The sequence below is a fragment of the Nonomuraea sp. B1E8 genome (assembly GCF_039871515.1).
In the GTDB taxonomy this organism is placed as follows: domain Bacteria; phylum Actinomycetota; class Actinomycetes; order Streptosporangiales; family Streptosporangiaceae; genus Nonomuraea.
Map to the genome: position 1 here is coordinate 970,407 of NZ_JBDPLS010000001.1, position 24,136 is coordinate 994,542.

20 protein-coding genes and 1 pseudogene are annotated in these 24,136 nt (G+C 69.8%); 11 read left to right on the forward strand and 10 right to left on the reverse strand.

All coding sequences use genetic code 11. From position 1 onward, the window contains the following. Positions 1-242: 242 nt before the first annotated feature. Positions 243-1,229 carry an aminoglycoside phosphotransferase family protein gene (locus ABGA98_RS04555; RefSeq protein WP_347616873.1) on the forward strand — a complete coding sequence of 329 codons (987 nt, stop codon included), beginning with the start codon at positions 243-245 and terminating at the stop codon, positions 1,227-1,229. Positions 1,230-1,252: 23 nt separating this feature from the next. Here ABGA98_RS04555 and ABGA98_RS04560 read toward each other — a convergent pair whose 3' ends face one another. After that, positions 1,253-2,125 (reverse strand): SDR family oxidoreductase, encoded by an 873-nt coding sequence (locus ABGA98_RS04560; protein ID WP_347616874.1) that lies wholly within the window; start codon positions 2,123-2,125, stop codon positions 1,253-1,255. Positions 2,126-2,241: 116 nt separating this feature from the next. Here ABGA98_RS04560 and ABGA98_RS04565 point away from each other — a divergent pair, with 116 nt between their 5' ends. The 3 genes from ABGA98_RS04565 (at position 2,242) to ABGA98_RS04575 (ending at position 4,458) form a co-directional block, all read left to right on the forward strand. Continuing rightward, entirely contained in the window at positions 2,242-2,745 is a 504-nt protein-coding gene (locus ABGA98_RS04565; protein ID WP_347616875.1) for a MarR family transcriptional regulator, read from the forward strand. A gap of 35 nt (positions 2,746-2,780) precedes the next feature. Beyond that, complete coding sequence (locus ABGA98_RS04570) at positions 2,781-3,635, forward strand: PHP domain-containing protein (protein WP_347616876.1); 855 nt, start codon at positions 2,781-2,783, stop codon at positions 3,633-3,635. A 379-nt stretch (positions 3,636-4,014) separates the two neighbouring features. Continuing rightward, positions 4,015-4,458: a hypothetical protein gene (locus tag ABGA98_RS04575; protein ID WP_347616877.1), complete on the forward strand. Its 444-nt coding sequence runs from the start codon at positions 4,015-4,017 to the stop codon at positions 4,456-4,458. An 8-nt stretch (positions 4,459-4,466) separates the two neighbouring features. Here ABGA98_RS04575 and ABGA98_RS04580 read toward each other — a convergent pair whose 3' ends face one another. Together ABGA98_RS04580 and ABGA98_RS04585 are read right to left on the reverse strand one after the other, a co-directional pair. Next, positions 4,467-5,681, reverse strand: a complete 1,215-nt coding sequence (locus tag ABGA98_RS04580) for an MFS transporter (RefSeq protein WP_347616878.1) — start codon at positions 5,679-5,681, stop codon at positions 4,467-4,469. Then, positions 5,678-6,766 (reverse strand): alkene reductase, encoded by a 1,089-nt coding sequence (locus ABGA98_RS04585; RefSeq protein WP_347616879.1) that lies wholly within the window; start codon positions 6,764-6,766, stop codon positions 5,678-5,680. The genes ABGA98_RS04580 and ABGA98_RS04585 overlap by 4 nt, the downstream gene beginning before the upstream one ends. Positions 6,767-6,815: 49 nt before the next feature. On the opposite strand from ABGA98_RS04585, the gene ABGA98_RS04590 reads away from it, so the two are divergent. Further along, complete coding sequence (locus ABGA98_RS04590; RefSeq protein WP_347616880.1) at positions 6,816-9,569, forward strand: LuxR C-terminal-related transcriptional regulator; 2,754 nt, start codon at positions 6,816-6,818, stop codon at positions 9,567-9,569. Positions 9,570-9,608: 39 nt separating this feature from the next. Here the strand turns inward: ABGA98_RS04590 and ABGA98_RS04595 are convergent, their stop codons facing one another. From ABGA98_RS04595 to ABGA98_RS04615, 5 genes are all read right to left on the reverse strand, one after another. Further along, positions 9,609-10,913 (reverse strand): ADP-ribosylglycohydrolase family protein, encoded by a 1,305-nt coding sequence (locus ABGA98_RS04595; protein ID WP_347616881.1) that lies wholly within the window; start codon positions 10,911-10,913, stop codon positions 9,609-9,611. A 37-nt stretch (positions 10,914-10,950) separates the two neighbouring features. Further along, positions 10,951-11,802 (reverse strand): carbohydrate ABC transporter permease, encoded by an 852-nt coding sequence (locus ABGA98_RS04600; protein ID WP_347616882.1) that lies wholly within the window; start codon positions 11,800-11,802, stop codon positions 10,951-10,953. After that, positions 11,799-12,653, reverse strand: a complete 855-nt coding sequence (locus tag ABGA98_RS04605) for a sugar ABC transporter permease (RefSeq protein WP_347616883.1) — start codon at positions 12,651-12,653, stop codon at positions 11,799-11,801. The genes ABGA98_RS04600 and ABGA98_RS04605 overlap by 4 nt, the downstream gene beginning before the upstream one ends. Positions 12,654-12,799: 146 nt before the next feature. Further along, positions 12,800-14,065 carry an extracellular solute-binding protein gene (locus ABGA98_RS04610; RefSeq protein ID WP_347616884.1) on the reverse strand — a complete coding sequence of 422 codons (1,266 nt, stop codon included), beginning with the start codon at positions 14,063-14,065 and terminating at the stop codon, positions 12,800-12,802. A gap of 106 nt (positions 14,066-14,171) precedes the next feature. Further along, positions 14,172-15,284, reverse strand: a complete 1,113-nt coding sequence (locus ABGA98_RS04615; protein WP_347616885.1) for an ROK family transcriptional regulator — start codon at positions 15,282-15,284, stop codon at positions 14,172-14,174. A gap of 118 nt (positions 15,285-15,402) precedes the next feature. On the opposite strand from ABGA98_RS04615, the gene ABGA98_RS04620 reads away from it, so the two are divergent. Genes ABGA98_RS04620 through ABGA98_RS04630 form a run of 3 tightly spaced genes read left to right on the forward strand, consistent with a single transcriptional unit; the run spans position 15,403 to position 19,643 of the window. After that, positions 15,403-17,586: an alpha-galactosidase gene (locus tag ABGA98_RS04620; RefSeq protein WP_347616886.1), complete on the forward strand. Its 2,184-nt coding sequence runs from the start codon at positions 15,403-15,405 to the stop codon at positions 17,584-17,586. A 6-nt stretch (positions 17,587-17,592) separates the two neighbouring features. Continuing rightward, entirely contained in the window at positions 17,593-18,636 is a 1,044-nt protein-coding gene (locus tag ABGA98_RS04625) for a zinc-binding alcohol dehydrogenase (protein ID WP_347616887.1), read from the forward strand. Continuing rightward, positions 18,633-19,643 (forward strand): Gfo/Idh/MocA family oxidoreductase, encoded by a 1,011-nt coding sequence (locus ABGA98_RS04630; protein WP_347616888.1) that lies wholly within the window; start codon positions 18,633-18,635, stop codon positions 19,641-19,643. The genes ABGA98_RS04625 and ABGA98_RS04630 overlap by 4 nt, the downstream gene beginning before the upstream one ends. Before the next feature lie 325 nt (positions 19,644-19,968). Here the strand turns inward: ABGA98_RS04630 and ABGA98_RS04635 are convergent. Further along, a pseudogene (locus ABGA98_RS04635) lies at positions 19,969-20,283 on the reverse strand (helix-turn-helix domain-containing protein); the annotation flags it as partial. A 96-nt stretch (positions 20,284-20,379) separates the two neighbouring features. Here ABGA98_RS04635 and ABGA98_RS04640 point away from each other — a divergent pair. After that, positions 20,380-20,757, forward strand: a complete 378-nt coding sequence (locus ABGA98_RS04640) for a DUF4267 domain-containing protein (protein WP_347616889.1) — start codon at positions 20,380-20,382, stop codon at positions 20,755-20,757. 100 nt (positions 20,758-20,857) lie between these two features. Next, positions 20,858-22,375, forward strand: coding sequence for a pentapeptide repeat-containing protein (locus ABGA98_RS04645; RefSeq protein WP_347616890.1), 1,518 nt, complete (start codon positions 20,858-20,860; stop codon positions 22,373-22,375). A gap of 39 nt (positions 22,376-22,414) precedes the next feature. Here the strand turns inward: ABGA98_RS04645 and ABGA98_RS04650 are convergent, their stop codons facing one another. Further along, positions 22,415-23,377, reverse strand: coding sequence for a zinc-dependent alcohol dehydrogenase family protein (locus tag ABGA98_RS04650; protein ID WP_347616891.1), 963 nt, complete (start codon positions 23,375-23,377; stop codon positions 22,415-22,417). A gap of 73 nt (positions 23,378-23,450) precedes the next feature. Between ABGA98_RS04650 and ABGA98_RS04655 the strand changes: the two genes are divergently transcribed. Next, positions 23,451-24,128 (forward strand): helix-turn-helix domain-containing protein, encoded by a 678-nt coding sequence (locus ABGA98_RS04655; protein ID WP_347616892.1) that lies wholly within the window; start codon positions 23,451-23,453, stop codon positions 24,126-24,128. Positions 24,129-24,136: the final 8 nt, after the last annotated feature.

Here is a 24,136-nt window from a genome sequence, read left to right on the forward strand (position 1 = left end):
GGTCATACACAGATTGACCTGCGCCACCGACAAAACTCATCGACCGCGCCCAACATTCCGACAAGTGCCACAAAATGTCACCCGATTTTCCGTGGCGCCCGATGACGACCTCCAAGCCGCGCCACGTCTCACCCATGACCTGTGCCGACTCCCTGAGCAGGACTGCGCCACCACCGCGGCGAACACCCAGCACGGGCATCGACGCCGCACACGCACGGCGGGCCCTCGTACAAGATGGCGGGGTGGACTTCCAACCGATCGAACGGCCCGCAGGGGCGTTCCAGGAGCCGGTGACCGCCGACCAGATCCGGGCGGTCTGCCGCCGGGTCTTCGGCCCGGGCGCCGCCGTGTCGTCCGTGGTCGAGCTGGGCCTGGGGATGTACAACACCACCTACCGCGTCACCGTCGAAGGCCGGAGCCGTCCAGTGATCGTGCGCTTCGCGCCCGGGCCGGACCGCCAGTTCGTCTCAGAGCGGGAGCTCATGCGCAACGAGTACGCCACCGTGCCCCACCTCACGAAGATCGCCCCGTTGATGCCACGCGTCATCGCGGCCGACTGGACGCACGAGCTCGTCGGCAGGGACTACATGGTGCAGACCCTGCTCGACGGCGTTCCTGCCGCCGAGGGGCTGCGTACGTATCCGCGCCAGGCACGGACGGGCTTCTTCCGGCAGATCGGGGAGATCGCCAGAGCGGTGCACGAGGTGCGAGGCGCGAGATTCGGCCCCGTGGCGGGCCCGGCGTACGACACGTGGAGCCAGGCGGTGACCGGGTCGTTGCAGGACATCGCGGCCGACCTGGACGGGCTGGGGCTGGACGCCGCCGACCTGCGCACGGCCGCGGCGCTGGCCGCCGAGCACCACGCCGTGCTGGACGAGATCACCGAGCCTCGCCTGCTCAGCGGTGATCTGTGGACCGTCAACATCATGATCGCTGAAGGTGCCCCCGAGCCGGTCATCTCCGGAGTGTTCGACCTGGACCGCACGCTGTGGGGTGACCCGGCCGCCGACTGGCCGATCCGGATGGCCGCGTCCAGGCAGGATGAGCGTGTCGCGTTCTGGGAGGCGTACGGGGAGCGGGACCGAAGCCCCGCGGCGGTGTGGCGGTCGCTGATCTATGAGATTCGCCACCTCGGGGCCGTCCGGCTGGAGCGCCACCGTCTCGGCAACCCCGGCGGGATCGGGGACTCGTACGACGCCGTGGCAGCCGTGCTGGCGGAGCTCACGTGAAGCGGCCCTCGCGCGGCCGGCTGCTACGCGGCGAACGCCGCCACGTGGTCGCGGGCGAAGTCGGCGAAACTGCGGGGCGGGTGGCCGGTGACGTCCTCGACATCGGTCGTCGTGAAGTCGCCGAAGCCGGAGCCCAGCGCCTGCCCGTACTCCACGAGCATCCCGGCGAGCCAGTCGGAGATGCCGCCGGCGACCATGCCCGCGTGGGCGTCTCCTGCGGCGGCGGCAACGTAGTGGATCTTCCTGCCGAGCACCTGCCCGAGTTGTTCGGCCGCCTCGGCGTAGGACAGCGTCTCAGGCCCGGACGGCGTGTAGATCTTGCCATGGTGGCGGTCCGGCTCCGCGCGCAGGATGTGGGCCGCGACGTCGGCGACGTCACGCAGGTCGATCATGCCGAGCCGGCCCTGCGCCATGTTGAGGGAGAAGGTCCCCTCATGGGCGATGCGGTCGGCCTGCCAGAGCAGGTTCTGCATGAAGGCGTGCGGGCGCAGGATCGTCCAGTGCAGGCCTGACGCCTGCAGTTCGTGGTCGGAGAGGGCGTGCAGGCGCCCGTTGGGGGTGGGAGCGTCGTGGGCGGCGCCGATCGCCGACAGGCGCACGACTCGTTCCACGCCGGCCTGGCGGGCCGCCCACACCGCGTTCATGCTGTTCTCGGGCGCTCGGGGATCCATCGCGGTCAGCAGCCACAGGTCGTTCACCCCCTTGAAGGCGGGCGGGAGCGTGCCCGGGTCGCCCAGATCCCCGACGACGACCTCGACGCCGCGTCGTTCCAGCGCGCCGGCCTTGGACCGGTCCCGGACCAGCGCCCGGAGGGCCAGGGCGGAGCCTTCGAGGGCATCGAGAAGTGCGCTCGACACGCTTCCGGTCGCCCCGGTGATGAGGACTGTGCGGCTCATCGTCCGTCCTTTCGTGAAAGGTTCCCTGCCCGTGCGGGTCAGGGCCTAGAAGGCATAATAGTACAAAAGTGTGACTATCACAATATGTGACTGGAACGGAGTGATACTATGCTTGCGTGACGCACGTTCCAGCCGGCGAACGCATCCGGATGATCACTCGGGATCCCGACCTCGGCATCCTCGCCGCGCGGTTGTTGTTCTCGTTGCAGCGGGAGGTCTTCGCGCGGCTCGCGGAGAGAGGGCACAGCGAGGTGAGCCCGCGCCACGGGGCGATCCTGGCCTACCTCGACGCGGACGGCGTGCGCGCGACGGAGCTGGCGCGGCTCTCGGGCCGGCACAAGCAGATCGTCGGCAGGCTGGTCGACGAGCTCGAGGCGCTCGGCTATGTGGAACGCAGGCCGGATCCGGCCGACCGCCGCGCGAAGCTCGTCGTGCCGACCGAACGCGGCCTCGACCAGCAACGTCACGCGGATGAGATCATCGCCGACATCGAGCGCCGGCACGCCGGCACGATCGGCGAGCCCGCCTACGCGCAGTTGCGGCGAGCGCTGATGGCGATCACCGACGAGACCGCGGCCGAGCCAGACCGACAGGACGACTCCAGATCAACGCCCTGCTGAATCCGTGTGCACTGGACGTGACAGGTCAAGGAGCGGTGAAATTCACGATGTCGCCTGCGGACAGCCACGTGCACAGCGAATGGTCCTGGGACGCCCCGTCAGGGTCGATGGAGCGCTCCTGCGCGCGGGCGGTGGAGCTCGGGCTGCCTGCGATCGCCTTCACCGAGCACGTCGACCACACGGTCTGGACGGTCGCGCTTGATGCCCTCGCCCCGGACGACCACCTCGCGACCTTGGCCACGCCGGAGGGGCTGCTGACTCCCCCGGCCTTCGACGCCGACGGATACCTGGAGGCGATCGAGCGGTGCCGGGAACGCTTCCCGGCTCTTCGCATCCTGAGCGGTCTCGAACTGGGCGAACCCCACTGGCACGCCGCCGCCGTCGCGAAGGTGCTCGAAGCCGGGCCGTTCGACCGGGTGCTCGGCTCCCTGCACTGCCTCCCGGACGTCGACGGCTTCGCCGAACCACCAGGCCTGTACGAGCGCCGGACCGCGGCCGACGTCATACGGCAGTACCTGGCCGAGATCGTCAGCCTCGTCACCGGCAGCGACGCGTTCTCCGTGCTGGCCCACATCGACTACCCGATGCGTTACTGGCCGGCGCGGGAGGCCGGTCCTTTCGATCCGGTGATGTTCGAAGAGGAGTTCCGGCACGCGCTGCGGATGACCGCCCGGTCGGGCAGGGCACTCGAGATCAACACCCGCATACCGTTGCACTCGGCCATCGTCAGGTGGTGGCACGAAGAAGGCGGGGAAGCGGTCACCTTCGGCAGCGACGCCCACGACCCCACAGCCGTCGCCCGCGGGTTCCGGGACGCGGCGGACATGGCGCGGGCGCACGGATTCCGCCCCGGGCGAGACCCGTACGACTTCTGGGCGCGCGTGGACTGACCGCCCCCGGGGGGCCTGGTCTACCGTCTGGATGACGGCGCGGCTCGGCCTGCGGGGACCCGGCGGCTTCTGGGCGGACCTCCGGTTCCCTGACGCGCTTCTCGTCGGCCTTGACTCGGGCACCGTCGAACGAGCCTTCGCCCTCTGAACGACACCCGCAGGTGGCCGGGACGGTGACCAGCCCATGCGGGCGCGGCCGAATCGGTGGGATACCCGGCCTTGAGCGCCCCAGCAGCCTTGCGACAGTGTTGTTCTCGCCCTTCGGTGCCATCGGCGTGCCGGCTGTCGACGGCGGTCGCAGCACGGCCGGCCGGAGGCATCGGCACTTCGCCGCAAGTGGCACGGGCGACACATCGTTGACCATGTAAGGAGTACACGCATGCCCAGAACTGCGACGACGCTGCTGCTCGCAGGGCTCTGCACCATCGCCGGCATGGCCGTCGCCACCCCGTCGCAAGCCGCGGCCGGCATCACCCCGGAGCGGGCGTGCGGGCCGGGCTACGTCCGGGTGAGCGACGGCACGCGCGAGATCAGATCCGGCAGCGCCGTGTACGGCCGCCTCTACCTGCTCTACAGCAACAGGACCGGCAGGAACTGCCTGGCCCTCATCAAGAGCATCAACACCCACACCAGCACGCGCGTCAAGGCCACCCTTCACGTCAAGGGAGCGGGCGGCAAGTCCACGTCCGGCAGGACCAGGTCCTACGCCACGGTCACCCGATCGGCTGCGGGCAGGTGCGTGATGTACTCGGGCGAGATCGCCAACGCCAGTGGCACCAAGGTGGCACGCGGCGGGCGCGGCTACTGGGGCAACTGCGGCTGACGGGGGAGTCAGCCGACCAGCAGCGTGGCGATGGCCGGGCCGAAGGCGGCGCCGAGCAGGTAGAGCAGGTTGAACAGGCCCATGGCCGTGGACCGCTCCCTGTCGGACACGGCCGCGGCGGCCCGGGTCGCGAAGGACCCCTGCCCGGAGGCCGCCGCGAGTGACGCCAGCGCCTGGGCGGCGAGGAGCAAAGCCCAGGCGCCGCTCACGGCGGCCAGCACCACGCCCGTCGAGCTCAGCGCGGCGAACAGCGCGACGGGAACCATCAGTCCGCTGCGGGCGGTGAGCATGATCATCAGGTAGGACGCGAGGCCGCCGAACAGCAGCGGCCAGGTGATGGCCAGCCCCACCTGCCCGCTGCTCCAGCCCGCGTTCTGGACGAGCAGCGGCGGCAGCGCGTACATCATCCCGAAGTTGACGACCGCCAGCAGGAACGCCAGCCCGGCCGCGACCAGGAACGTCGGAGCGCACACGACCTCCACCGGCACGAACCCGTCCGGCCGGGCGCGCAGGCGCAGCGCGAGCAGCACCCCGGCGGCCACCGCCGCGCCGCCCGCGGGCAACCACGCGTGCGGCACGAACACCAGCGCCGTGACCAGTGCGGTCAGCAGCACGGCCCCGGCCAGGTCGAACGTCGTGCCGGACAGCGGCGTGACCGGCCGCCGGCGCAACACGAACGGCACGGCGATCACACTGAGCGCGGGGAGCGCCAGCGTAGCCCTCCAGCCGAGCGTGCCCGCGACCACGTCACCGGCGAGCGGCGAGGCCGCCCCCACTGTCGCCAGCGACGCCGCGACCAGCCCCATCGTGCGTGGTGAGCCGGCGATGCTCATCGCGATGGTGGTGAGGCCGGCGGTGCCCAGTCCCTGCAGCGCGCTACCGGCCACGAGGAACGGCAACGCCGGGGCGACCACCACCAGCGCCGCGCCCAGCAGCACGAGCGCGGCGCCCGCGAGCAGCGCCGTACGAGCGCCCCGGCGGCGCTGCAGGCCGGCCATCAGCGGGGTCCCCACCGCGATCGCCCACCCGAAGGCGGTGACGATCCAGGTCACCGCGCCGATCGTGACACCCAGGTCGTACGCCGTGTCGGCCAGGATCAGGCTGGGCCCGGCGATCCCGAAGGACAACGGGCCGGCCATCATCGCCAGCCACGCTCCAGGAATCCCGCGGGCCGGGTGCGAGGCGGCGGGACGGAGGTCGCCGGTCGCCGGGTGCGCGCTCATGGGGCGACCGACGCGGTGAGCGCCGGGTAGTCCGTGTACCCGCGGTGGTCGCCGCCGTAGAAGGTGGCGGGGTCGGCCTCGTTGTACGGTCCGCCGGCGGCGACACGTACGTGCAGGTCGGGGTTGGCCAGCCAGAGCCTGCCGAACGAGATCGCGTCGGCGAGCCCGGAGCGCAGCGCCTCCGTGCCCTCCTCGACGGTCGCGGCTCCGTCCCCGTCTCTGGGATGGGGGTTGAGCACGAGCGTCCCCGGCCACTCGGCGCGCAGCAGCTTGGTGATGTCGCGCGTGTCGTTCTCCGAGACGTGCAGGTAGGCCAGGCCGTAGGGAGCCAGCGCGCGGGCCAGCTCGGTGTAGAGCACCTCGGAGTCGCTCTCGTCCATGCCGTTGTAGGTGATGCCGGGCGAGACGCGGATCCCGGTGCGGGCCGGGCCGATGGCGTCGCTCACCGCGCGTACGACCTCCTCGGCGAACCTGATGCGCCGCTCCACCGTTCCGCCGTAGGCGTCGGTACGCCGGTTGGTGTTGTCCGACAGGAACTGGTGGATGAGGTATCCGCTCGCCCCGTGCAGCTCGACCCCGTCGAATCCGGCGGCCATCGCGTACCTGGCCGAGGCCACGAACTCCTCGATGCTCCGGGCGATGTCCTCCATGGTCATCTCTCGCGGGGTGGGCAGGTCGAGCAGCCCGTCGGGGGTGTAGAGCCGCTCACCTGAGGGGATCGGCGACGGCGCCAGCGGCAGCTCGCCTCCCGGGTACAGGTAGGGGTGCCCGATCCGCCCCGCGTTCATGAGCTGCACGAAGATCCGCCCACCACGCCGGTGCACCTCGTCGGTGACCCGCCGCCAGGCCTCGGCCTGCTCCGGCGTGTGCAGGCCCGGCGTGTCGATGTACCCCTGTCCGAGCACGCAGGGCTGCGTGCCCTCGGTGATGATCAGCCCGGCGCCGGCGCGCTGACCGTAGTACTCCGCGGTCAGCTCGTCCACCAGGCCGTCGCGGAAGGCGCGGCTGCGGGTCATCGGGGCCATGAGAAGGCGGTTGGACAGGTCCAGCCGGCCTACGGTCACAGGTTGCAGCAGTTCGTTCATGCCTCGACGGTAGGAACGAGCGCTTACGGGCCGAATCGGTAAGGTTACCGTGATTACGTACGGGTGGTCGGCGTACGTACGTACGGATCGGGGGCTCTGGGTGCTGTACGGCAGGTCAGTCGAGCAGGCCTCCATCCAGGCCCTCGTCGATGCCGCGCGCGCCGGACGCAGCGGTGGCCACGTGCTGCGCGGAGAGCCCGGGATCGGCAAATCCGCGCTCCTGGACTGGGCCGCCGGCTACGCGCAACAGGCGGGCCTGCGGACGTTGCGGGTCACCGGCATCGAGGCCGAGGCCGACCTGGCCTTCGCCGGCCTGGTGCAGTTCCTCTGGCCCGTGCAGGACCGGATCGGCGCGTTGCCCGGCCCTCAGGCCGACGCGCTGCGCGCGGTTCTCGCGCTGGACGACGGACGGCAGGGCGCACCGGACCGGTTCCTGTCCGGGCTGGCCGTGCTGACCCTCCTCGCGGAGGTGGCCGAGGAGAGCCCGCTGCTCTGCCTGGTGGACGACGCGCAGTGGCTCGACCAGGCGAGCGCCGACGCGCTGCGCTTCGCCGCCCGCCGCCTCAGCGCCGATGGGGTGGCGATCCTGTTCGCCGCGCGGGAGGAGGGCTTCACCGCGACAGGGCTGCCCGAGACGCGACTCTCGCGCCTGTCCCCGGCGGACGCGGCATCGTTGCTGGCGGACCGGGGGCTCACACCGGCCGTACGGGAGCAGGTGATCGACGAGTCGGCGGGCAACCCGCTGGCGTTGATGGAGTTCTCCGTGGCGCAGCGGCCCTACCATTCGGCGGCCGGGCCGATGCCCGTCCCGGACCGGGTGCTGGCCGCGTACCGGTCACGGATCTCCGTCCTCCCGGACAGGACCCGCCTGATGATGCTGACGGCCGCCGCCGAGGCGCGCGGGCATCTGCCCACCCTGCTGAGCGCGGCCGAGACGTTGGGCGTCGGCCTGGACGACCTGGCGGAGGCCGAGCAGGCCGGGCTGGTCGACGTCACCGCCGCGGTCGTGACGTTCCGGCATCCGCTGATCAGCACCGCCGCATATCAGGGAGCGCCGCTGGCGCAGCGGATCCTCGTACACGAGGCACTGGCGCGCGCGGCCACCGACGACGACTGCCGGGCCCGGCATCTCGCCGCCGCCACGACGTCCCCGGACGAGAAGGTCGCCGAAGAGATCACTCGCGCGGCTGAGCGCGCCCGCGGCCGCACCGCGTACGCCGCCGCGGCCGGCCTGTACGAGCAGGCCGCGCAGCTCACCCCGGAACCGCGAGTACGGGCGGCGCGGCTGGGCGAGGCGGCCTGGCTGGCGCTGTCCGCGGGACACGCCCACCAGGCCGCGAACCTGGTCGGGCAGGCCGAGTGGCTGGTCGCCGGCCCGAAGTCGCCGGCGGTGCTGGCACCGGTACGGGCGGCGGTGGAGTTCGAGCTGGGCGAACGGCGGCTGGCGGCCCGGGTGCTGGTCGAACGTTCGTCGGACGCCGGCCCGGAGCAGGCCGCGCTGATGTTGCGCGCCGGCGCCGGTTACGGGTGGTTCTGCGGCGACCGGCAGGCCATTCTCGACGCGGCCGAGCGGCTGTGCGCGCTGGGGCGGCACGACCCGATGGTGTCCGGGATGGCGGCTCTCGTACGAGAGGACTACGCGCAGGGGTTGCCGTTGCTCGCGGAGTTCGTGGCCGGCGCCCGGCGGGCGGCGCCGGACGCGTGGCGCGCGGCGCGGGATCTCCCTTCGGGCGCGCACCGGTGGCGGCCCGATGACGAGGTCCTGACGATGGCATGGGGCGCGTTCTGCGCGATGATCATCGGTGCGGACGCCGCCGCCACGGAGCTGGCACAGGCCGAGGTGGCCCGCTGCCGCCGGCACGGCCTCGTCGGCGCGCTGCCGCAGGTGCTCCAGGACCTCGCCGGCGTGCAGGTGCAGGAGGGCCGGCACCGCGAGGCCGAGGCGTCCGTCGCCGAAGCCGTCCAGCTGGTCCGCGACATCGGGCTGGAGCACCGCGTGCCGAGGCTCAACTCCGTGCTGGCGCGGGTCGCCGCCATCGAAGGCGACGAGGAGCGCTGCCTCCAGCTGGCCGGGGACGAGCCCAACACCGGCGGCATGGCGGGCACCACCGCGCTGAGCCTGCTCGACCTCGGACTGGGCCGCCATGCCGCAGCGCTCGACCGTCTGGAGGCGGCCGCCCGCGGCCCGCTGCGGCACGCCTCCGGCCTGATCAGCGCCGGCGCCGACCAGGTGGAGGCGGCCGTCCGGCTCGGCGAGCCCGAACGGGCGGCCGAGCCCCTGCGCCGCCTGGAAGCATGGGCGCTCGCCGGAGAACAGCGATGGGCACAGGCGGTGAGCGCCCGCTGCCGGGCCCTGGTCACCGACGACGAGGCCCACTACCTGCGCGCGCTCGAGGCACACGAGGACGCGGGCCGGCCGTTCGAACAGGCACGCACCCAACTGCTCTACGGCGAGTGGCTGCGAAGGGCCAAGCGGCGCAGCGACGCCCGGGTGCCGCTGCGCTCGGCTCTCACCGTCTTCGAGCGGCTGCACGCCACGCCGTGGGCCGAACGGGCGCGGGCGGAACTGCACGCGACCGGGGAGACCCTGACGCGGGCCGAGCCCACGGCCGCCAACCCCGTGGAGCGGCTCACCTCACAAGAGCTCCAGGTCGTCCGTCTGGCAGCCGACGGCGACACCAGCCGGGAGATCGCCGCCCAGCTCTTCCTCAGCCCGCGCACGGTCGAGCACCATCTCTACCGCGCCTTCCGCAAGCTCGGCATCCGCTCCCGGCGCGAGCTGAGCCGCATCGACCTCTCCTGACGGTCTGAGCACATCCGGACGACATAGGCGATCCGGCTTTCACCGCGGCGCGAATGTGCTCGCGAGTCGCGCAGTCCGGGCGGCCAACTCGGCGATAGTGATGCGGTCGAAGTCGCGTACGGCGCTTCGGACGTGAACATGCGTGGTCCCGACCAGCTCCGGCGGGATGCCGTCCCGCCCGTGCAGGGCACCGTAGACGCTACCGACCGTCGCGGCATTGGAGTCGGTGTCACGACCGCCCGAGATGGTGATGCCGATCGCGTCCATGAAGTGCCCACCCCACAGCAGGCCGATCGAGATGAGCGCCGCGTTGTTGACCGTGTGCACCCAGGGGTAGTCGCCCAGTGCCTCGTCCACCCAGTCAAGCGCCTCCTCTCGCCCGGCACCCTGCTCGCGCAGCGAGAGCACATGAGCGAGGGCGGAATGGAGCCTGGACCGGGGCGGCACCACAGACAGCGCGTGGCGAAAAGCCTGCTGAACGCTGTCGACGGCGAGCGCCGCGGCAACGAGCGCGGCCGCCCACATCTCGCCGTACTTGCCGTTGGCCGTGTGGCTCAGCCGGGCGTCCACGAGCGCCAGGCGAGCCGCGCCCGCGGGATCGCCTGGCGAGACGTAGCCGAAGGCGTCGCCCCGGATGAGCGCCCCGATCCACTCCCGGTACGGATTGTCGGTGGTCGCGGTGGCGGGCGGGCGCAGACCACCGATCAGGTTGCGGTACGCCGCCCGCTCGGCGGTGTAGGTCTGGGTGAACGGCACCCTGTCCAGCCACGTGGCCGCGACCTGCTCCGTGGTGAAGCCGGCTCCGTGTGTCTCCAGGACGTGCAGGGCCAGAATCGTCCAGTCGATGTCGTCGTCGCGGGGCACGTCGACGAAGCGACCGGCCGTCGCGACCGGCGCGGACAGATGCAACGCGCCGACTCCTTCGGGCAACGGGTCCAGCAGGGGGAGGTACCCGGTCTGCGGCCACTGCCCCGCGGCGCGAAGGTAGGTCGCGATCTCGGCGCGGGTCAGGCCTTCCACCGGCTTGCCGAGCGTGTTGCCCACCGCGCGGCCCAGCCAGGCACCGTGGATCCGGCCCGGCAGTAGCTCTCGGTCGGCTTCGACCGGCGATACTGTGGCGGCGTGCTCCAGCAGCACGCGGTCGTCTTCCGGCTCCTCGAAGTCCCAGCCGGGGTCCCGTTCGAGCTCCGCCAACCGCGTCCGCACCTCGGCCAGCCCGGCGAGGTCGCCCTCGGTCGCCGCTTCGCGGGCAGCGGCCCCCAGGCCACCGACCTGATACCCGCTGAGGGCAAGCTGCTCGGCCTCGTCGGGGACGAGGTCGCGCGGGTCAAGTACGTCGTGCACGTTGCGTCCTAGCTCGAAGGAATGGGGAGGGGTCGGGTCAGCCCTTGATGGCCCCGGACAGGAAGCCCTGGGTGACCTGCTTCTGCATCGCGACGAACAGCACTACGACGGGCAAAATGGTGATCAACGTGCCCGCCGCCAGCGGCCCGATGTCGATGGAGCGCCCCCCGAGGAAGAGGTACAGGCCCGTCGTCAGCGGCCGGTACTCACCGCTGGGGATGTACAGCAGCGGCACCAAAAAGTTGTTCCAGTTCTGCAGGAAAGTGAACACGGCGAGTGCGCCGATTCCCGAACTGACCAGAGGGAGAATCACCTTCAGGAAGATCTGCCACTCGGAGGCACCGTCCATGCGCGCGGCCTGGTCCAGCTCGACAGGGAGGTCGGAGAAGAACGCGCGCATGAAGAACGTGCCGAATGACAGGCCCGTGCTGGCCAGCACCAGGTTGACCCCGAGCAGGCTGTCCAGCAGTCCCATGCTGCGGAGCTGGAAGTACAGCGGGATCATGTAGGTGAAGAACGGCACGAGCAGGCCCAGGACCACCAGGTAGAACAGGAGGCTTCGCCCTGGGAACGGCAGTCGCGCGAACGCGTATCCGGCCATCGTCGAGAGCACCACGACGAGGAGCGTGCTCGGCACCGACAGCAGGAAGCTGTTGACCACGTAGCTGCCGAAGTCCCCGACCGTCCAGGCCTTCTCGATGTTCTCGGTGGAGAACGACGAGAACAGACCGAAGGGGTTCACCTTCACGTCGTGGCCGGTCTTCAGCGCCGTGGAGACCGTCAACACCAGGGGGAAGAGCATCAGCGCGGACAGGCCGAGCAGGAGAAGGTGCTTGCCGGTCAGCAGGAGGCGACCGCGCGTGCTGGATCCAGCGGAGTGGTAGCTCATGCGCCCATTCCTTGGAGTGAGAGCTTGCGTTGCAACCGGTTCATCCAGACGGCGAACGGGATGGATATCACCGTGATGACCAGCGCGAGCGTGGTGCCGTAGGAGATCCGGTTGAGCTGGAATGCGCTGCTGTAGGCGTAGGTCCCGAGCACCTCCGTGGCACCGGCCGGACCGCCGCCGGTCATGACGAAGATGATGTCGAAGACGCTGAAACCACCCAGCAGAGTGATGGTGGTGACCATGAGGAACACCGGCATGATCTGCGGAAGAATGATGTGGCGCAGCCGCTGGAAGCCGTTCGCCCCGTCAAGGCGGGCGGCGTCGACGAGGTCGATGTCGACGTTCCGCAACGCCGACAGGAAGATGATGAAGACGAAGCCGACGGTGGCCCAGATCGCGGTGCCGAGTACGGCGTACAGCGCGGTGTCCGGGTCACCGAGCCACCCCTTGGCGAGCGACCCCAGCCCCACCGTTTCGAGGACACGGTTGAGCCAGCCTCGCGAGGGTTCGTAGATCCAGCCCCAGACGACACCGACGGCCACCTGTGGCAGCACGAACGGCAGGAAGAACGCGATCCGGTAGAGCACGCTCGCTCGTCGGACGTTCCATACCAGCACGGCGAGTCCCAGCCCGAACACGATGGGAGAGGACGTTCCGATGACGATCCAGATGACGTTGTTCTTGAACGCGGCCCATACGTCCGGGTCCTGCGCCAGCTCGGTGAAGTTGGACAATCCGATCCATGGCGGGGTGGGGTCGAAGCCATTGAAGTCGACGAAGACGTAGTAGATCGCGCTCGCCATGGGCAGCAGCAGAAAGACTGCCACCATGGCGATCAGCGGAGCCACCATGAAGACACCCAGCCGCGCCTGCGCCCTGCGGGTGACGCGCGGAGTGTCCGCCTTGATGGTTCGCCAGGGCCGGCGACGGGTCGGCGTCCCCCGTTCCGGCGCCGTCGTCGGTGCTGGAGCTGTCGCCTTGGTCGAAGCGCCTGTGTTCACTGCTCTGCCGCTGCCTTGAGACTCGCGGCGACTTCCTCAGCGGTCTGCTGACCGGTGAGGACAGCCTGCACACCGTCGTACATCGCCTCGCTGAGAGTGTCGGAGACCATCACGTCGATGTTGTGGCCGAAGTCGCCGCCTGCGCCCACCTTGGCGGTGTCGTCCAGCACCTGGGTCAACAAGGGCGAGACGTTGAGGTCGGCGGTGTCCATGGGCCTCGGGGGGATCGTGTGCAGGTTCTCGACCGTCCAGCGGCCGTGCTCCTCGGACTGGAGGAAGGTGAGGAACTTCTCCGCGGCTTCCTTGTTCGACGCGGTCGCGGAGATCCAGGGCCCGGAGCCCAGGCCACCGGTGAAGATTCCGGGACCATCGGGCGCGGGGAAGGGGATGTACCCGACCTCGAAGTCCGCCTGGTCGTCGATTTCGCCGACCAGCCAGCTGCCGGTAGGGATCATGGCGGCTTCACCGGAGAAGAACATCGCGGTCGAGGTGTCGTAGTCCACCGAGGTGGGTGACTTGGGAAGATACCCCGCCTTGTTGAAGTCCGCCCACAGTTGCAGCGCCGCCGTGACCTCCGGGGAGTCCCAGGACTTCTTGCCGCTGAACAGGGCCTCCATCCCGTCCCCGCCGATCGCGCTCGAAAGGGCCATGCTGAGGAGGTGTCCGCCCTCCCAGGCTTCCTTGTCGCCGACAGCCATCGGCACCTTGCCGGCCACGCGGATCTTCTCCGCGGCCTTCTTGAGGTCATCCAGGTTCTGCGGCTGGGCGAGCCTGAGATCGGCGAAGATCTTCTTGTTGTAGAAGAGACCGATGGTCTCGAGCTCCCCCGGGATCCCGTAGACCTTCCCGTCGTAGGTGACTCGCTCCTTGGCGAAGTCGAAGGTTTTCCAGTCGTACTTCTTGTATGCGGCGGTCAGATCCTGCACCAGACCGGCCTTGACGAGCGCCCCGCCGAAGCTCGGCCCTGAGCCCCAGCTGAACACGTCGGGCCCTTCACCGGAACGGAGCTGGGTCTGCAGGACCGTGCGCATGTTGTCGAAGGGCAGCGTGGTGACCTTCACGTCGATGCCCGACTTCTTCTCGAAGCCAGCGATGGTCTCCTTGAGGGCCTTCAGAGCTTCCGCGTCCTCCGGCTCCTCGATGAGGTACTTGAGCGACTTGGAGTCGTTGTCGTCGGAGGAGGGGGAAACCCCTCCGGTGCACGCGGCCGCCAGAAGGCACGCCGCGGCGGCGGCCAGAATCCTAAGGGGTGGGATGTGCATGCGTGAGCCTCTCGGTAAGCGTGCCCTGTTATGTCACATGGGACGCGATCCGGGCCGACATAATTTCATCGCGAAATTATGCAGTCAAGAGGGCGCTCATCAAACCTCAGGGAAAGCCGGCTTTGATCGCAACTACTGCCGCTCCCCGAGCCCATTCCAGGAAGTCCATCGACCGGATCACCGGATCCAACACGCTGACCTGCTCGTCGGCGTATTCGGCGCGGCCGGCGCGCAGGCTGTCAGGCGCGATCTCGACAAGCCGCACGCCTTCTCCGGACAGGATGATGCGGTCGACTCCGGTCAGCGCGGTGATGGCTGCCGTCGCGCGGCCGACAGCGTGTGCCGCCTCGGCGACGACGCGCGCAGCCGCCGGGTCACCGGCTTCGGCGAGCTCGAGCACCTCGTCGTAGGTGGTGAGCCGCCCGCGCGCGAGGGAGACGGTGTGGGCCATCGCACCAGAGGTCACGAGGGCCGTCATGCAGCCGCGATGGCCGGCGGGGCACAGCGGCCCATGCGGATCGACAGGCAGGTGGCCGATCGGGCTGACTAAGGTCGGGACGAGTTCGTGGTTGATCACGAGCCCGTACCCCACACCGGCACCGACCGTCAGCAAGGCGAAGTCCGGATACGTGCGCCCATAGCCGAACCACTGCTGCGCCATCGTGAGACCCACCACGTCGTTGGCCAGGAACAATGGGGCCTCGACCCGCTCGGCGAGCAACGTACGGAACGGCACCTCGTGCCAGTCCAGGAACGGCGAGTCAGCCACGGTCTCGCCCTTGGCCACCCGTCCACCCACGGTCACGCCGACGCCCCTCACGGGCCGGCCGGCTTTCTCCTCCATCCGGGAGACGACGCCGGCGACGGAGGACACGACGTCCGGCACGTTCAGCGACGGCTCGGGCAACGTCTCGCTGGCCAGCACCTCGGCCCGGAGGTTCGTGAGCACCGCGTAGATCGACTCCCTGGTGAGCTTCACGCCGACGTACCGGTGGTCGTCAGCGACGACATCGAGGAGGACCGACGACCGCCCGCGACCGGTCGTGCGCACGGACTCGGACTCCACCAGGACACCCGCCTCGAGCAGCGGCCGCACAAGGCGGGTCAGCGTCGGCGCCGACAGACCGGTCTTCTTCGCGAGCTGGGCCCGGGATTGGGCACCGTGCACGAGAACGTCGATGGCGACCGCCTTCGACGCGGCAGGCAGGTCCGGGCGCATTGATCCTCCTGATCCGAGGCCTGGTCCGACCGCCCCGGAACAGGGGGTCGTCCACCGGCGATCCGTGTGGCATGCTGTCCAGTTATAGTTTCGCAGTGAAATTATAACTGGAGCGCACATGAGTTTGTCGACGGCCGGGTCCGTCCGGGTTCACACGCTGACCGCCGCGGCCACGTCCCTCGTGGTCGACGTCAGCTCGGGCGTGCCGCGGGTTCTGCACTGGGGGGCGCGGCTGGACGACAACCCCGCCCACGAACGGTTCCTCGCCACCCTGAGCGAGGCGCAGTTCGGAGCGGACGGACTGCCCGGGCAGCACCGGCACCCCGCCGTGCTGCCCGAGCAGTCGGCCGGCTGGATGGGCACCCCTGGCCTGGAGGGACATCGGAACGGGACCGCCTTCAGCACGCAGTTCGTCGCCACTGGACACGAGCTGTCCGGCCGGCCGGACCAAGGTCAGGTGCTCGTGAGCCGGGCGGTCGACGAGGCCGTACAACTCGCCCTGACGACGACCATCGAGTTGTCCGCCGAAGGAGTCGCGCGCCTGCGGGCGGCCTTGACCAACACCGCGGAGAGCGGGACCTTCACGGTTGATGCCATGCGCCTGGTGCTCCCGGTCCCTGCTGAGGCGCAGGAGATTCTCGACTTCACCGGGCGCCACCTGCGAGAGCGCTCCCCTCAGCGGCATCCCTTCCACGCCGGCACACACGTACGCGAGGGCCGCCGCGGCCGCACGGGCTCCGACGCGAGCTTCCTGCTCGTGGCGGGAACGACCGACTTCGGCTTCCGGCGTGGAGAAGTGTGGGCCGTTCACACCGCCTGGAGCGGCAACCACGTCACGTTCGCGGAGCTCGGCCTCAACGGGCTACGCCTTCTCGGCGGCGGCGAGGTCCTCCTTCCCGGTGAGGTGACCCTCGAGCCTGGCAACACCTACACGACACCCTGGCTGTACGCCGTCCACGGCAACGGGCTCGATGCGGTCGCCGCCGCCTTCCACCAGCATCTCCGGGCGCGGGCCACCCATCCGGCCTCGCCGAGGCCCGTCGTCCTCAACACCTGGGAAGCGGTCTACTTCGACCACGATGTGGACACTCTGATCGAGCTGGCGACGCTTGGCAGCAAGGTGGGAGCCGAACGCTTCGTCCTCGACGACGGCTGGTTCCTCGGCCGCCGTGATGACCGGAAGGGGCTCGGTGACTGGCAGGTCGATCCCGCCATCTGGCCGAAGGGCCTCCACTCCCTGGTCGAGGCTGTCCGGAGCCTGGGCATGCAGTTCGGGCTCTGGTTCGAGCCGGAGATGGTCAACGATGACTCGGAGCTCGCCCGCGCGCATCCCGAGTGGATCCTGGCACCGGGCGACGGACGCCTCCCCCTCACGGGCCGCCACCAGCACGTGCTCAACCTCGCCATTCCGGACGCCTTCGACCACGTGCTCGAGTCGATCAGCGCGCTCATCGCTGAGTACCGGATCGACTACATCAAGTGGGACCACAACCGCGACCTGGTCGAAGCCGGCGACCGCCGTACCGGCGAGGCGAAGGTGCACGCACAGACTCTGGCGGCGTACGCCCTGATGGACGAGCTGCGCCGTCGGCATCCCGGGCTCGAGATCGAGTCCTGCTCCTCCGGCGGAGGCCGGGTCGACCTCGAGGTGCTCCAGCGCACCGACCGGGTGTGGGCGAGCGACTGCATCGACCCGCTGGAACGGCAGCGAATCCAGCGATGGACCGGTCTCCTGCTGCCGGCCGAGATGGTCGGCAGCCACGTCGGCGCCCCGACCGCCCACACGACCGACCGCACGCACTCCCTGGCCTTCCGGGCGGCCACGGCCCTGTTCGGCCACTTCGGCATCGAGTGGGACCTGCGCAACGCCTCTCCCGAGGAGTTGGAGGAGCTCGGCGAGTGGGTGGCGCTGTACAAGCAGGAGCGCGAGCTGCTGCACAGCGGCACCGCGGTGCACTGCGACTACCCCGACGACGCCTACTGGGCCCATGGTGTGGTGAGCCGGGACCGGACGCGAGCACTCTTCACCTTCGTGGCGCTCGACACGTCCGCGGCCGCGCAGCCGGGCCGGATCAGGCTGCCAGCCCTGGACCCGGACCTGTCCTACCGCGTCGAGTCCGTGCCGCTCTCGGCCGGCGCCCTCGTGCGCACCCGCAGCGGGCAGCCCTCCTGGTGGCTCGACCGTCCCGTCATCTCCGGCAGGGCGCTGGAGGCCGTCGGGCTGCAGGGACCCATGCTGTACCCCGAACAGGCGCTCGTCTTCCGCCTGGCCGCCGATCAACCCACACTGAAGAGGAGCTGAAAGCCCGTGGGACACCTTGTACGTTTCTCCTCGCCAGGCACGGTCGACGTGATCGAGGTCGAGGACCCGTCACCGGGTCCCGGGGAGGTCCTGCTGGAGACGGCGTACTCCGGGATCTCCGCCGGCACCGAGCTGACGGCCTACCGGGGCACGAACCCCTACCTGGCGAGTGAGTGGGACCCGGCCCGCAAGCTGTTCGTCCCGGGCAGCTCGACCATGTCCTACCCGATCGACGCCTGGGGTTACGAAGAAGTCGGCCGGGTGGCCGCGGTCGGATCCGCAACCGACGAGGACCTGGTCGGCAGGCTGGTCTGGGGATCGTGGGGGCACCGGTCGACGGTCGTGCGCCCGGTCGAGTACGCCAGGGAGAGGCTCCTGCCCGGCGTAGAGCCGATGATGGGCGTCTTCGGGCGGATCGGCGCGATCGCCTTCAACGCGATCCTCGACGCCGACATCCACCTCGGCGAGTCGGTGGTCGTTTTCGGAGCCGGCGTACCCGGCCAGATCGTCGCCCAGCTGGCCCGCCTCAACGGCGCGCGGGTCACGGTCGTCGACCCGGTTCCGACGCGGCGCGCCCTCGCCGAGCGGCTCGGCGCCGACAAGACGCTGGACCCGACCAGTGACGACGTCGCCGCCGCGGTTCGCGCCGCCACCGACAACCGGGGAGCGGACGTCGTGATCGAGATGAGCGGCGCGTACCAGGCGCTCCAGGAAGCGGTCCGCACCGTCGGCTACAACTCCCGCGTGGTCGCCAGCGGGTTCTTCCAGGGGCCGGCGACGCCCCTGAAGCTGGGTGAGGAGTTCCACCACAACCGGGTCGCCATCATCTGCTCGCAGATCTCGGGGGTGGCGGCGCACCTTCAGCACCGCTGGAGCGACCTGCGCATGTCGCGCACGATCCTGTCACTGGCGCATGACGGCAAGCTCGCCCTGGACGACCTCGTCACCCACGTCTTCCCCGCCAAGAGGGCATCGGACGCCTTCGACATGCTGGACAAGACGCCTCAGGACGCCCTTCAGGTCGTCCTCGACTACAGAGAGACCGCATGACTGACGTACGACCTTCTCCCATGTCCAAGGGCGAGGTGGGCTGGGGCATCCTCGCGACCGGGGGCATCGCCAACGCCTTCACCCGCGACCTTGTCGCGCACGGCCACCGCGTCGACGCGGTCGGGTCGCGGTCGGCGGACAACGCGCGTGCCTTCGCCGAGAAGTGGGGCATCGAGCACGCTCACGGTTCGTACGACGAGCTCGTGGCCGACCCTGACGTCGACATCGTCTACGTGGCGACCCCGCACAACTTCCACGCCGCCAACGCGACGGCCGCCCTCGAGAACGGCAAGCATGTGCTGGTCGAGAAGGCGTTCACCGTCAACGCCGCCGAAGCTCGCGCCGTGTTCGAGCTCGGTCGCAGCAAAGGGCTCCTCGTCATGGAGGCCATGTGGACGCGCTTCCTCCCGCATATGGCGTACGTGAGATCGGTCATCGAACGCGGCCTCGTGGGCGAGGTCCGTTCGCTGCACGCGGACCACACGCAGCGGCTCCCGTCAGACCCCGCCCACCGGCTCAACAACCTCGACCTCGCCGGCGGCTGCCTGCTGGACGTCGGCGTCTACCCGGTGTCCTTCGCCCACGACATCCTCGGCGATCCTCTGGAGGTCACCGGGCGCGGCATCCTGAGGGACACCGGCGTCGATGTCTGTGTGGCGACGGTCATGCGTCACCAGAACGATGCCGTCTCGACGACGTACTCCTCCATGGAGACCAGAGGCCCCAACACCGCCGTGGTGCTCGGGACCGAGGGCCGGATCGAGATCGGCTCGGTCTGGTACTTCCCTGCGGCGGTCACCGTGAAGAACGCGGCGGGGCAGGAGCTGGAACGGTTCGACGAGCCGGTGACCGGCAGAGGCATGCAGTACCAAGCCGCGGAAGCCGAGCGACTGATCGCTGAGGGCGAGGTGGAGAGTCCGCTGATGACCCACGAGCAGTCGGTCGCGGTGATGGCCACGATGGACGCCATACGCGAGCAAATCGGGGTGCGCTATCCCGGCGAATAACGCCAGGTAGCCGTGGAGTGCTTCCCCCCCGGACGTGGGGGGCTGCCGGCCCGGGGCCGGCCGCCCCCGCGACCGGGCGAAGACCTCCGCGTAGCGCACGGCGATGTCCGGCGCGTCTCCGCGCAACACCTCTCCCCAGGGCGGAACTCCTCCGCGTGCACGGCCAGGGCACCGACACCGACGACCGGCGTGAGCGGGCGGCGCACGGAAACCCGTTCCCGGCCAGCCGGGCCTGCGCTGTCACACATGACCCCGCCCGGCCGTCGTCGCCGTGCGCGAACTTCACGTCGGTCGGCATGACGAACATGGCCTGGTAGAGGGCGGGCCGCTCAGTGGCGAACTCCAGGTAGGCGCGGCAGACGGCGTGCAGGGCCTGCCGCGGCTCGGGGCCGGCCGACCGGGCGCGGCGCAGGTGGGCGGCGAGCTCGCCGAAGCCGTCGATCGCAACGGCGCGCACGATGGCGTCCTTGCCGCTGAAGTGGCTGTAGAGCACCGGCTGGCTGTACTCGACACGCTCAGCGAGCCTTCGCGTGGTCACCGCCTCCCAGCCTTCGGCCTCGGCGAGTTCGCGGGCGGCTGTGATGATCAGCTGATGGCGTTGGGCGCGCTCACGTACACGGCGCTCTCTGATGACCGACACGACCCGACCCTAGCAACGCTAGACATTCTGCCAGAGGTATAGCTATCGTCGACACATCATCTAGCTCCGCTAGATAGCGTACCGAGAGGAACAAGCATGCTCACCAATGTCGCCACCGTGCTCGCCGGACTGGTCGGGGTGGGCGTCATCGTCATGGGCGTACGTGCGTTGTGGGCGCCACAGGGCGCGGCCGGCTTCGGCATCCCCGACACGCCGACCGAGGACCGCACCTTCCGGGCATGGCTGGCCGTCAAGGCCGTGCGCGACATGGCCAGCGGGCTCTTCATCCTCATCCTGCTGGCCGGCGGATCATCCCACCTGCTGGGCTGGGTGATGCTGGCCGCGACCGTCATACCCGTGGGCGACGCGTTGATCGTGCTGCACAACAACGGCCCCAAGGCAGCCGCCTACGGCGTCCACGGCGCCACCGCAGCGGTGATGCTGGTGATCAGCGTGCTCCTCCTCATCGCGTAACCGGCTCGGCCCGCTTTCTGCGGCACCCATCTCCGGACCGGTGAGGAATCGTGATCTATAGCGGGCTTCATCGGCCTCGACGAAGCGCTGCAATTGAGGGATGAAGCGCAGCCACCCCCGAGTGCCGGCCCGGGAGATCATCGCTGCGGCGGCAGCGGCCAAAGCCCGCCGCGCCATCCGCGCCGCAGCACGTGCCGCCGAACCTGAGCAGACGCCGCCACCGGCAGATGCCGAGGCGCCACAAGTGCATCCACGGGGGCGCCTCTGGCTTCTTCCGGTTGCGGCCCTGATCGTGGTCGGCGCAGTAGCGGCCGCAACCCGATCCCTCCCGGACTGGGCCCGATGGACGTTCGCCGGAGTCGCCCTGGCCGGAGCGTCCTGCCTGGTGATCGCCTTCCTGCTCGGCCCGGCAGCCCGCCGCCTGGCCGGTGAGCGCGCCGTCCTCACCGCTGCCGAGCGGCGGGAGATGACCGCCAGCGAGCGAGTCGAAGCGGTCAATGCCGCCAGGCACACCCTCATCCAGGCCGCGACCGGGCTGGTCGTGATCGGCGGCGTCGTGTTCACCGCACAAGGCCTGTCGTATACCGCGCAGACCCTCGACGCCACGCGCCAGGCACAGTTCACCGACCGTTACACGAAAGCCGTCGACCAACTCGGCTCCAACAAGCTCGATGTACGGCTCGGAGGCGTCTACGCCCTCGAACGCGTCGCCAGGGATTCACCCCGCGACCATCAGAATGTCTACGACGTCCTGACGGCGTTCGTCCGCGAACACGACCCCGAACGTACGGCGAAGCTCCCTGCGAGACCGGCCACTGACATCCAGGCCGCGCTGACCGCAGTGGGCCGCCGAGAGGCCCGACTGGATGCCGGCGCCATCAATCTGATGGAGATCCGCATGCCCGGTGCAAAGCTGGCCCGCGCGAACCTGAGCGACGGCGACCTGAGCAACGCGACCCTGGCCAACGCGGACCTTCTGAAGGCGAACCTGACCCAGACCAACCTGGCCGAAACGAACCTGGCCGGCGCGACCCTGGCCGGCGCGAACCTCACCAGAGCGAACCTGACCAACGCGAACCTCGCCGACGCGGACCTCGCCGCGACGAACATGACCTACGCGAACCTCACCGAGGCGACCCTCACCGACGCGGACCTCACCGAGGCGACGCTGACCAACGCGGGCCTGTTCGAGGCGCAGCTCGCCGAGGCGACCCTGAGCGACGCGGACCTGACCAGCGCCAGCCTGCTCGGCGCCGACCTGCGCGGCGCGACCCTGGACGGCGCGGACCTGACCAGCGCCGGTCTGAACGACGCTGACCTGCCCGGCGCGGATCTGAGCGGCGCGAACCTGAGCCTCGCGGGCCTGAGCGGCACGGATCTGCGCGGCGCGAACTTGCGGAGCGCGAACCTGTTCAGCACCGACCTGCGCGGCGCGGACCTGACCAACGCCGACCTGCTCGGCGCGAACCTACGCGGCACGGACCTGAGCGGCGCGAATCTGACCAACGCCAACCTGACCGGCGCACGCCTCACCGGCGCGAACCTGAGCGCGGTCTCCGGCCTGACGGAACAAGACGTACGACGCCAAGCCTTCGTCGATGCGACGACTCGCTTCTGAAGCGGCCGCGAAACATCGTGCACGGCCTCATCGGCACGGTCACGGGGTGAGGACGATACGACCGAACACGGTTCCGTTGTCCATCTGACGATGCGCCTGGGCAGCCTGATCGAGCTTCAACACCTCGTGTACGACAGGGTGCAGGCGCCCCTTCGCGGCCGCGTCGAACTGCTCGGAACGAACGGTGTTGCGCGCGACGACGGGGACCGTATTGAGGCTGAACGTCGCGAACGAGCGTGACTGTTGGAAGGACCGCATGAGGTGCATCCCGAAGTCTGCCGGCGGCATGCCTGCCACGACGCCGACGGCGACCATGCGGCCGTTGGGCGCGAGCCGGTCGATGAACGCAGGCAGGTCGTTCCCGCCGACGATGTCGATGATCACGTCGAATGTGCCCGGTCCGTCGTCGTCACCGTGCCCCGCACGGTCGAGCACAAGCGTCGCACCCAGGTCCCGGAGCCGTTCCCCGCGCTCTGGAGAGGACGTGGTGACCGCGACGACGCTCGCACCACCTCGGGCAGCGAGTTCCACCGTAGCGATGCCGATGCTGCCCCCCGCGCCGCGTACGAGCACCGACTCACCAGCGTTGAAGTGTGCGTGCGCAAGCGCGAAGTGTGCAACAGGGCCCGCACTGCCGAGCGTTACGGCGTCGACCGACGAGAGCCCGTCGGGGAGGGCGGTGACATCATCGATGTGAGCCGTGGCCTGTTCGGCGTAGCCTCCGCTCGTCCCGGTGAACGCCCACACGCGCCGCCCGAGCCATGACGGATCGATGCCGTCCCCGACCGCGGTGACCACGCCGGCAACCTCGCTGCCCGGAATCAGTCCCTCGGCGAACCCGTAGTCACCGAGAGTCCCGCGACGGATCACGGCATCCACCCCGCCGACCCCGATCGCCTCAGCCCTGACCAGGACCTGGCCAACGGCTGGAACCGGATCGGCGACCTCACGTACCGCCATCCCGGACGGGCCACCGAACCGCTCAATCACTACCGCACGCATCAGCGTCTCCCCGTGCTCAGCTACGATCCGGACCGTAGTGGACGCATACGTCCACTTAGCGGAAGTGAGAACGATGACGGAAGAAGTGACTCACAACCTTCGCGCAGACGCGCAGGAGAATCGCGACAGGATCCTGGACGCCGCCCGCACCCTGTTTTCCGAGCGCGGCCTTGAGGTCTCGATGCGAGAGATAGCGCGCCGCGCCGAAGTGGGTCCGGCGACCCTCTACCGACGCTTTCCAACGAAGCAGGCACTCGTCAACGACGTGTTCGCGCACGAACTGCGTGCATGCCGCCAGATCGTCGAGGACGGATGCGCCGACCCAGACCCCTGGCGCGGCTTCTCGTCCGTCATCGAAAGCCTGAGCGTGCTCAACGTGCAGAACAGGGGGTTCGTGGACGCCTTCATGTCAGCAAACCCCCAGGCACCCGTGTTCGCGGAACACCGCACAACGCTTCTCCGCCGGCTCCGAGCCCTCGCCACCCGGGCGAAGCAAGCCGGGCGGCTGCGGCACGACTTCGCCACCGACGACCTCGTGCTCATCCTCCTGGCCGGCCGCGGACTGTCATCCACCCGCCCCGCCACCCGAACCGTCGCGGCCCGCCGCTTCGCCGCCCTCGCGCTGGATGCCTTCCGAGAGAACGCGACAAACGGCACCTTGCCCCGAAAGCCCGCCCTCATCGACGAGGTACTCCACGCCCCCCGACGAACTCAGGCGGTGGTCGTGGAGAGGCGGCATGCGACCAGGTAAGACTGCGT